This window comes from Aggregatilinea sp., from assembly GCF_036822615.1.
Classification (GTDB): Bacteria; Chloroflexota; Anaerolineae; order Aggregatilineales; family Aggregatilineaceae; genus Aggregatilinea.
The window spans coordinates 1-7,147 of the sequence record NZ_DAISHJ010000181.1 but is presented as its reverse complement, the minus strand read 5'-3'; the positions used below and the strand labels follow the sequence as shown (position 1 = coordinate 7,147).

The 7,147-nt window shown below is 65.6% G+C and carries 7 protein-coding genes and 1 pseudogene; all 8 read left to right on the top strand.

Features of this window, described 5'->3' with window-relative positions:
• Window positions 1-335: pseudogene (locus V7116_RS24865) on the top strand (hypothetical protein); the annotation flags it as partial.
• 141 nt (window positions 336-476) lie between these two features.
• The gene (locus V7116_RS24860; protein ID WP_324394697.1) at window positions 477-1,199 is read left to right on the top strand and encodes a (Fe-S)-binding protein; all 723 of its coding nucleotides are present in this window, start codon (window positions 477-479) and stop codon (window positions 1,197-1,199) included.
• On the top strand, window positions 1,196-2,638 hold the full coding sequence (locus V7116_RS24855) for a LutB/LldF family L-lactate oxidation iron-sulfur protein (RefSeq protein ID WP_324394696.1): 1,443 nt from the start codon (window positions 1,196-1,198) through the stop codon (window positions 2,636-2,638). The genes V7116_RS24860 and V7116_RS24855 overlap by 4 nt, the downstream gene beginning before the upstream one ends.
• A complete protein-coding gene (locus tag V7116_RS24850) occupies window positions 2,622-3,254 on the top strand; it encodes a LutC/YkgG family protein (RefSeq protein WP_324394695.1) in 633 nt (210 codons plus the stop codon). Before V7116_RS24855 ends, V7116_RS24850 begins: the two co-directional genes overlap by 17 nt.
• Before the next feature lie 141 nt (window positions 3,255-3,395).
• On the top strand, window positions 3,396-4,610 hold the full coding sequence (locus V7116_RS24845) for an acyl-CoA dehydrogenase family protein (RefSeq protein WP_324394694.1): 1,215 nt from the start codon (window positions 3,396-3,398) through the stop codon (window positions 4,608-4,610).
• A 90-nt stretch (window positions 4,611-4,700) separates the two neighbouring features.
• The gene (locus tag V7116_RS24840) at window positions 4,701-5,480 is read left to right on the top strand and encodes an electron transfer flavoprotein subunit beta/FixA family protein (RefSeq protein ID WP_324394693.1); all 780 of its coding nucleotides are present in this window, start codon (window positions 4,701-4,703) and stop codon (window positions 5,478-5,480) included.
• Window positions 5,477-6,451 (top strand): electron transfer flavoprotein subunit alpha/FixB family protein, encoded by a 975-nt coding sequence (locus V7116_RS24835; RefSeq protein WP_324394692.1) that lies wholly within the window; start codon window positions 5,477-5,479, stop codon window positions 6,449-6,451. Before V7116_RS24840 ends, V7116_RS24835 begins: the two co-directional genes overlap by 4 nt.
• A gap of 105 nt (window positions 6,452-6,556) precedes the next feature.
• Window positions 6,557-7,147: flavoprotein (locus tag V7116_RS24830; protein WP_324394691.1), on the top strand; the 591-nt coding region annotated here is incomplete at its 3' end.

The window sequence follows — 7,147 nt, the reverse complement described above, 5'->3', positions numbered from 1 at the left end:
CGGTGGCGCTGGGCATCGGCACGAACGCCGTGGCGGGGCTGCTGCTGCCGGGGTTGGGTACCACGCGTGAAGGCGCGCTGGCTGGACTGTTTCTGTTTTTCATCACATTCGAGTTTGCCATTGTGAGCAGCATTCCGCTGATGACCGAACTTGTGCCCTCGGCTCGCGCCACGCTGATGGCGGGTAATTCCGCGATTACATCGCTGGGGCGTATGGCCGGGACGCTGATCGGGCCGCCGCTGCTGGGCGTCGGGATTTTGGCGAGCGGGGCTGCTGCTGCCCTGATCGATGTGGCGGCGCTGGTGCTGCTGCTGGGGTACGTCAAGCAGGAGTGACACCGCGCGAAACTCGCATCTGAGTGGGCTTTGTGGCACAATAACGCATGGAAAATGCAGGCGGTAAATTAAGCTCTTTTTGCGATCCGAAAGTTTTTATTACCTCCTTGGCCGGGATATGCAGACAATGGGCGGCTGATGATGGCCGAATCAAAACGCATTGCATTGATGGTGACCTGCATCGTGGATCAGGTCATGCCGGAAGTGGGGATGGCTGCCGTGCGGCTGCTGCGGCGGGCGGGCTATACCGTCGAGTTCCCGCAGGAGCAGACGTGCTGCGGACAGCCCTTTTTTAACAGCGGGTTCCGCGAGCGCGCGCTGCCGCTGGTCAAGCGCGCAATCGAGATCTTCGAGCCTTATGACGCGGTGGTCGCGCCGAGCGGATCGTGCACGACAATGATGCGCGCGGAGTATCCGCACCTGCTGGAGCCGTGGCCGGACTGGCACGCGCGTGCGCAAGCCCTGGCCGCGAAAACCTACGAACTGAGCGAGTTCCTGGTGCACCAGGCGCAGTGGCAGCCGCAGGCCAACCCTCACGCGCCGCGTGTGACCTATCACGATTCGTGCCACATGAACCGCATGCTGCACCTGCACGACGAGCCGCGCTCGCTGCTGGAGGCGGCGGGCTGCACGCTGGTCGAGATGGTCGATCCGGGGCGCTGCTGCGGCTTCGGCGGCATCTTCTCGGTCCGCATGCCGGAACTGTCTAACGCGATGACGGGTGAAAAGCTGCGCCGCGCCGTGGCGACCGAAACCGATCTGATGGTGACCGCCGATCCCGGCTGCCTGATGCAGATGCGCGGGCTGGCCGAAGGGCTGCGCATCGAGCACGTCGCCACCGTGTTGGAGGAGCTGACCCGATGAGCGAGCCGAATGTTGGCGCAACGTTCCCCCAGTTCCGTACCCAGGCGATCCGTGCGATTCACGATCCGATGCTTCAGCGCGCTATCGACGGCGCGACGCTGAATTTCCGCACCGGGCGCGCGTCGGCGTTGGAAGAACTGCCCGACGCGGACGTTTTGCGCGATCACTTCAAGACGATCCGTTCCTCGACGTTGGCGCGGCTGGCCGATCACCTGGAAACGTTCGAGCGTAACGCGACGGCGGCGGGAGCGCAGGTGCATTGGGCACGAGACGCTGCCGAGGCGCGCGGGATCGTGCTGAGCATCGCGCGCGATCATGGCGCGGATCTGGTCGTCAAGTCGAAGTCGATGGCGAGCGAAGAGATTCATTTGAATCAGGCGCTCGCGGCGGCAGGGATCGATCCGGTCGAGACGGACCTGGGCGAGTGGATCATCCAGTTGGCAGGCGAGACGCCCGCGCACATCGTCGGTCCGGCGCTGCACAAGACGCGCGAACAGGTCGCGGAGCTGTTCAGCCAGGAGGCCGGGCGTGTGATGCCGCCGGACGACATCCCCGGCATGACCGAACTGGCGCGCGGCATCTTGCGTGAGAAATTCCTGGCGGCGGGCATCGGCATCAGCGGCGGGAATATCGCCGTAGCGGAGACGGGCACGGTCGTGCTGGTCACCAACGAGGGCAACGGGCGGCTGGTGACGAGCGCGCCGCCGGTTCATATCGCCGTCGTGGGCATCGAGAAGGTCGCGCCCACCTGGGACGACGCGGCGGCGTGGCTGCAACTGCTGGCGCGCAGCGCGACGGGACAGCCGCTCTCGATTTACACCACCGCGATCACCGGTCCGGCCCGCGCGGACGATCCCGATGGGCCGCAAGAGGTGCACGTCGTTTTTCTGGATAACGGACGCAGCCGCCAGTTGGGCACGCAGTACGAGGAAGTGCTGCAGTGCATTCGCTGCGGCGCGTGTTTGAATGCCTGCCCGGTGTACCAGGAAGTGGGCGGCCATACCTACGGCCACCCCTACAGCGGGCCGATAGGCGCGGTACTGGTCCCGCTGATGTTTGGGCTGGAAGAATACGCCGCGCTGCCGCACGCAAGCTCGCTGTGCGGGGCGTGCCTGGAAGCCTGCCCCGCGCGCATCGATATTCCCCGGATGCTGCTGGCCCTGCGCGCCGAAGAAGTGCAGCGTCACGTGGTCAGCCGACCGGAACACTTCGTCGAGAGCGCGGCAGCCACCGTGATGGCGCACCCGCGCCTGTACCGGACCTTTACCGCGCTGGGGCGCTTCTTCCAGCGTCCGTTTGTGCGCAAAGGAGGGCTGCGCCCGCCGGGACCGCTCAATCTGGGCGGGGACCGGGCGCTGCCCGCGCTGGCGAAACGGTCGTTCCGGGCGCAGTGGAGCGAATTGGAGCGGGAAGGGGGCAGTGATGGCCTCAGCGCGTGACGAGATCATGGCCCGTGTGGCCGCACAGCGCCGGGATGCGACGCCGCCGCCCGTGTGGCGCTCGCGCCGCCACTTTGAGGATCTGCGCGACCGGTTTGAAGAATCACTGCGCAAGGTCAAGGGCGAGACGATCCGCGCCGGGTCGCTGGACGAGGCGCTGGCCGCCCTGGACAGTACGCTGGCCGATCTGGGCGCGCAGTCTGTGGTGGTCAATGGCGACAGTCTGCTGGCCGGGATGGATTGGGCAGGGCGCTGGCCGGAGCGCACGCTGCACGTCGCCGGGCAGTCCGACGGCGATCTGCGCGCGTTTTGCGCGTCCGCCGATGTGGGCGTGAGCAGCGCCGATGCCGCGCTGGCCGAAACCGGCTCGATCATCGTGACCAGCGGGCCAGGGCGCAGCCGTCTGGCGACGCTGCTGCCGCCCGTGCATGTTGCGCTGGTACCCGCGTCGCGCTTGACGACGGATCTGTTCACATTTACAGCGGCGCGATCCGGTGCGCAGCCCGCGATGATGACGATCATCAGCGGCCCAAGCAAGACGGCGGATATCGAACAAACGATGGCAATTGGCATGCACGGCCCCAAGCGGTTTATCGTGATCCTCTTCGACGATTAACCTGCGTGGCGAGGCCCGCCGCCTGCTCAAGACAAGTCAAAATGCTATAATGAAACAGGAGAAACGCGCTGCCTGGATGCCCGGTCGGGTGTTGGCGTCTGGCTTCGTTTCTCCGCTCGCACTCAAAAGGACGTTTGTACGATGGACTTTTCGCTTTCCGAAGAACACGTGATGGCTCAGCAGATGGTCCGCGATTTCGCTCAGCGCGAGATCTACCCCACGCTGAAGGAGTGGGACCGCAAACAGCAGCCCCATCCCCGCGTGTTACCTCGTATGGCCGAGCTGGGTATTTTGGGAATCAACATCCCGGTGCGCTACGGTGGCCAGGGCTTCGACTATTTGACGCTCGCCCTCGTCTGTGAGGAGTTGGAGCGCGTCGATACCAGCCTGCGCGTGGTGATGTCGGTGCATATGGGCCTGAACAGCATGGCGCTGCTGCAGTGGGGCACGGAGGAGCAAAAGCAGCGGCTCCTGGTCCCGCAGGCGCGCGGTGAGAAGATCGGCGCGTTCGGGCTGACGGAGCCGGACGCGGGCAGCGACCCGGTGAGCATGCACGCCACGGCTCGCCGTGAGGGAGACGTGTACGTGCTCAACGGCGAAAAGATGTGGATCAGCCTCGCCACGAAGGCCGATCACATTCTGGTGTTTGCCAAGACCGACCCGGCGGCGCAGCCCGCGCACAAGGGCATCACCGCGTTCATGATCACCAGCGACATGAAAGGCGTGTCCACAGGCGATATTCACGGCAAGCTCGGCGTGCGCGCCGGATCGACCGGGTGGGTCGCCATGCAGGACGTCGAAGTGCCTGCCGAAAACCGCATCGGTGAAGAGGGCGAAGGCTTCTACATCGCCATGAGCTGCCTGGACAACGGTCGCTACACGGTCGGCGCGGGCGCGGTGGGCCTGATCCGCGCGTGCCTGGAAGACAGCATCAAATATTCGCTGGAGCGGCGCACCTTTGGCAAGCCTATCGCGGAACACCAGTTGATCAAGCAGAAGATCGCGTACATGCAGCAGTGGTACGATGCCGCACGCCTGCTGATTCTGCGCGCCGGATGGATGAAGAACGAAGGCCAGCGCAACACGCGCGAGACGGCGGTCGCCAAGTGGTTCGCTACAGATATGAGCGTCAAGGCGGCGCTGGAAGCGATCCAGGTGCACGGCGCGTACGGCTTCAGCGACGAGTACGACGTCGAGCGCTACCTGCGCAACGCGAAGGGCGCAGTCATTTACGAAGGTGCGAGCGAGATCCAGCAGCTCATCCAGGCGGATTACGCGCTGGGCTTCCGTGAGGATCGCCCGCTGCGCTGCGAACTGCCCGCGTATGACGTGGATTTCTGGCAGGAAGAAGAGTAAGCAGCGCTCACCCCCGACCCCTTTCCAATACAGTTGGAGAAGGGCCGGTAAACGAAATAAATCAATAAACGTTATCAAGGAGGGAGTCACTTGCACGTTGTCGTAGTCACCAAAAACACGCCGGACACCGAGGCCACGATCACCGTGGACGCGAACGGCGGCGCCAATTGGGGCGACAAGATGGTGGTTAATCCCTGGGATGAATATTCGATTACCGAAGCGGTGCTGCTCAAGGGCGCGCACAACGTCAAGACGACCGTCTTGACCGTGGGAACCGAACAGCACGCCGAGGCGCTCAAGCATGGGCTGGCGATCGGCATCGATCAGGCGGTGCGCGTGTGGGATGCGGCGCTTGAGGGCGATGACAGCCTCGTCTATGCGCGGGCGGTCGCTGCCGCGATCAAAAAGCTCGGTGATGTGGGGCTGGTGATCTTCGGCAAGGAATTTGCCGACAGCGCCTCCGATGCGCACATCTATCAGGTGGCGCGGCTGCTGGGCTGGACGATGCTCGGTTTCGTCGCCAAGATCGACGCGGTGGACTTCGCGGGCGGCACGATCCGCGTGCAGCGCCTGACTGAACACGGCACGCAGACCATTAGCGGCAAGCTGCCCGCCGTGATCAGCGTGGTGAAGGACATCAACGAGCCGAAGTACCCGACCTTCATCGGCATCCGCAAGGCCGCGAAGGCCGATATCCCGGTGTGGAGCGCGGCGGATCTGGGCGTGGACCTGGGGAGCGGCAAGGTGAAAGTGGAGCGCTACCAGGAACTGCCCAGGCGCGAGGGACAGGTCGAGCTGATCGAAGGCGCGACAGCACAGGACAAGGCCGCCGCGCTGGTCGATAAGCTGATCGAGGAGAAGGTGCTATGAGCGGCGTGTGGGTCTGGATCGAGCAGGGTGACGGCAAGCCGCTCCCGGCGTCGCTGGAGGCGCTCGGATTGGCGCGGCAGTTGGCGGGCAGCGATCCCGTCACGGCGCTGGTGTTTGGGCAGGGTGTGGACAGCGCGGCGCAGGCCGCGATTCAGTCCGGCGCGGACGCGGTGATCAAGGCCAACGATGCCTCGCTGGCAGCGGTGCGCTTCGAGCCGTACGTCGCGTTGCTGGATAAGCTGATTGCGGAACAGAAGCCGGGCGTGGTGCTGGCTGCCGCGACGGCGGACGGGCGCGAATTGATGGCGGGCGCGGCGGCGGATGCGGGCGCGGGTGTGCTGACGGACGTCACGGAATTGACGCTCGACGGCGATACGCTGCGGGCCGTGCGCCCCGTGAACGGCGGCAAGGTGCTGCGCGTCGAATCCATTCAGGACGCGGGGCCGAAGTTCGCCACGCTGCGCGCGCGGGCGTTCAAGGCGCTGGAACCGGACGCGGGCCGCAGCGGCACGATCACCGAGGTCGCCCCCGTGCTGGCCGAAGATGCCGTCTCGACCACGATCGAAAGCGTCGAGCACGAGGCGGGCGGCGTCAGCCTGACCGACGCGAGCATCGTCGTTTCGGCGGGGCGCGGTGTCGGCGGGCCGGACGGCTTCGCCCCGATCCGCGATCTGGCGGACGTGCTGCACGGCGCGCTGGGCGCAAGTCGCGCGGCGGTCGACGCGGGCTGGATCCCTTACGAGCATCAGGTCGGGCAGACGGGCAAGACTGTCTCGCCGGATCTGTACATCGCCATCGGTATTTCGGGCGCGATCCAGCATCAGGCGGGGATGCGTACGGCGAAGGTGATCGTGGCGATCAACAAGGACCCGGACGCGCCGATCTTCAAGCTGGCGCGGTACGGCATCGTGGGCGATCTGTTCGAGGTCGTGCCCGCGCTGACCGAGGCGTTCCGCAAGCGCTTGAATTGAGAGCAGCAGACTTGGGCAGCGGTTTTCGTAGGGGCGTATTGCAATACGCCCCTACGTGTATGTCGGGCTTGTGGCGCGGGATTCATCTCTGCGGAGGGTAGGACCATGCAGGAAGCGATCTCGGTCGTGCAGGACAGGCGCATCATCCTGGGCGTAACGGGCAGCATCGCCGCGTATAAGGCCGCCGATCTCGCCAGCAAGCTCACCCAGGCGGGCGCGCAAGTGGACGTGATCATGACGGACGCTGCGCAGCGGTTCATCACGCCGCTGGCGTTCCAGGCCGTGACGGGCCGCCCGGTGTATACGTCGATGTGGACGGGCATCGGCGAGGGTTTGCCGACGCACATCGCACACGTAGGCCTGGGCGAAGGTGCGACTCTGCTGGTGATTGCGCCCGCGACGGCGAGCACCCTCGCCAAGCTGGCGCACGGGCTGGCCGACGATCTGCTTTCGGTGACGGCGCTGGCCGCGCGCTGCCCGGTGGTTGTTGCGCCCGCGATGGATGGGGGCATGTACGTGCACCCCGCGACACAGGCCAACCTGGACGTGCTGCGCGCGCGGGGCGTGGTCGTGATCGAGCCGGACGAGGGGCGATTTGCGTCGGGATTGGTGGGCCGGGGTCGCCTGCCGGAGACGCTCGCACTGCTCGGCCAGATCCGGCGCGAAAGGCCGGCCGCCTTCATCGGCGTCGACGCG

What these genes read in the sequence shown, in the direction of transcription:
- V7116_RS24860 (WP_324394697.1), top strand. Translation starts at nt 477, where the DNA reads ATGGCCGAATCAAAACGCATTGCATTGATGGTGACCTGCATCGTGGAT.
- V7116_RS24855 (WP_324394696.1), top strand. Translation starts at nt 1,196, where the DNA reads ATGAGCGAGCCGAATGTTGGCGCAACGTTCCCCCAGTTCCGTACCCAG.
- V7116_RS24850 (WP_324394695.1), top strand. Translation starts at nt 2,622, where the DNA reads ATGGCCTCAGCGCGTGACGAGATCATGGCCCGTGTGGCCGCACAGCGC.
- V7116_RS24845 (WP_324394694.1), top strand. Translation starts at nt 3,396, where the DNA reads ATGGACTTTTCGCTTTCCGAAGAACACGTGATGGCTCAGCAGATGGTC.
- V7116_RS24835 (WP_324394692.1), top strand. Translation starts at nt 5,477, where the DNA reads ATGAGCGGCGTGTGGGTCTGGATCGAGCAGGGTGACGGCAAGCCGCTC.